The sequence below is a fragment of the Mesonia sp. HuA40 genome, assembly GCF_008017835.1.
GTDB lineage: Bacteria > Bacteroidota > Bacteroidia > Flavobacteriales > Flavobacteriaceae > Mesonia.
Genome location: NZ_VRLT01000058.1, coordinates 1 through 1,905, shown reverse-complemented (window position 1 = coordinate 1,905; position 1,905 = coordinate 1). Strand labels below are relative to the sequence as shown.

Genomic DNA, 1,905 nt, shown 5'->3' with positions numbered 1-1,905 from the left:
TTTCTCATTTATTTTTAAAACGTAGATTTTAATATCTTTTTTCGTTTACTTCAAATTTTTGATTTGACCTTAATTCCGCTTAATTTTTTAATTCGATTTTTATTATTTTGAAGGATATTGTTTTATTCAATTTTTTTCAGCGTTGTGCTTTTCATTCCGTGTAATGCTTTTTCAATCTCGCAGATTGCATTTTAAGTCAGTTGTTTTTAATAAAAAAATGATTTATTTTTTTTCTCAGGTTTTTCAATCAGTCAGAAAAATTATTTGCACGTTCTGCTTTTTATTCCGAGCCATTGTATGTAACGGTCTCGTATAACCGTCAGTTACGGGTTAAAGTACGCAAATTTTTCGGTTTAGCACAGACGTTAGCAATTCCGAGTGGATTCGGACGTAGTCGAATCCGCCGTAATTGCGGTTATACATTGTTGTGGTGTCGTTTTTATTCAGTTTTCTTTCTGTTTTTTAAGATTATTAATGTAATGACATAAATTAAAACAATTGCAAAAGGAATAGCTATAAACCTATATTCGGGTAAAAGATACCAAAGAGTTAGAACTGTAATGATTCTAGTCAAGGTGTGAAAAATTCCAACCCAATGTTTTATAATCCAAGAAAATGGCAACCACATTAATCCAGTCAGAATTCCTACAGTCATTGGAAGAGAAGAATAGTCAACCAGAAAAAATGGTATTGCAATTGAATAGACAAGTATCGCTTGTCCAGCCGTAAAAAGAAAAAGAGTGTCGAATTCGTTTTTCGGTTTACTTTTATCTAGGAAATTTTCACCTGTGAATTTTGAGAGAAGCAGACCTAGATATACAATACTTCCGGTTCCAATAAAAATTGACCAAACTGCTATAAAGTCAGAAAAAAAGATTCCGATTAATCCAATTATAGTCCAGATAATCAAACCAGCTAATGGTGTAGCAAGAAATTTTTGATTGATAAATTCAATCCGCTGTTGTTCAAGTGTTCTGTTGTTCATTGGTTAATTCAGTTAGTTTTTTTCTTATAGATTTTATGATTTTTCAAACCTCAATGTTTTCGCAAATGTCAGTTTTTAAATGCACCACAACGGTTTTGTGTATGAGTAGTAGCGAGATTTTAGCTCGAAACTTTTCTAATTTCTAAAGCCATAAATTTATAACTTAATTTTCGTTTTTCAACACAGACTTCGCTATTACTTATACATAGTGTTACAGCTAGGTTTTTTATTTTGATTTAACTCAGGTTCAACATTTCTATTCAACATAAAATCCTCTAAAAAAGTAATTTTTTTCGGCGCGCTTGGCTTTTCATCGTTTTGTATTTTCAAAGATTGATTTCATTAATTCCTAAATTCGATGATTCAGCATAAGTCATATTTTCATATGGATTTTCAAATTAACCGATTTCGTTTAGCTCGTTATTATTCTCCAGGTAAAAATCCGTTTGGCTGATTTTCTGATTTTCTCCGTAGCGATTTTCAATTCCAGATCTTTTGGCGAGCTCGTCTTAAATCTTAGTACAAATTCCATTTAGCAAGCGACAGAATTCAGTCCTATTTTCTGAGTGATTTTTTCGATTCTGATATTTTCTTTCTTAAAATACTTGAATATCAAAATAGGAGAGAGGATTTTAAAAACCAACGGCTTAACTTAGCTGTAACGGCTTTGGCTATGATTTCGTTGCGGAAAAATACGCAGGATTTATTCCGTTGTAGCTCAAAGATAGAAAAAAGGATGGAATTTTCGGTAGAAAATTCCGCCGCAATGAATTATAGCCGTTGTTACCTAAAGTAGCGACACGTTCTGCTTGGAAAGTTCTGCTTTGCCGTCCAAATAATTATTTTCCGCTTTACTCTTTTTCCGTCCACTTTTTTATTCGGCAATGCGCTGATTTATTCAAAAAACGTAGATTTTAATA

The 1,905-nt window shown here is 32.1% G+C and carries 1 protein-coding gene; it reads right to left on the bottom strand.

Annotated features, from left to right (window positions below):
• Positions 1 to 439: 439 nt before the first annotated feature.
• On the bottom strand, positions 440 to 985 hold the full coding sequence (locus tag FT993_RS09710; protein ID WP_147862357.1) for a hypothetical protein: 546 nt from the start codon (positions 983 to 985) through the stop codon (positions 440 to 442).
• Positions 986 to 1,905: the final 920 nt, after the last annotated feature.

What these genes read in the sequence shown, in the direction of transcription:
- FT993_RS09710 (WP_147862357.1), bottom strand. Translation starts at nt 985, where the DNA reads ATGAACAACAGAACACTTGAACAACAGCGGATTGAATTTATCAATCAA.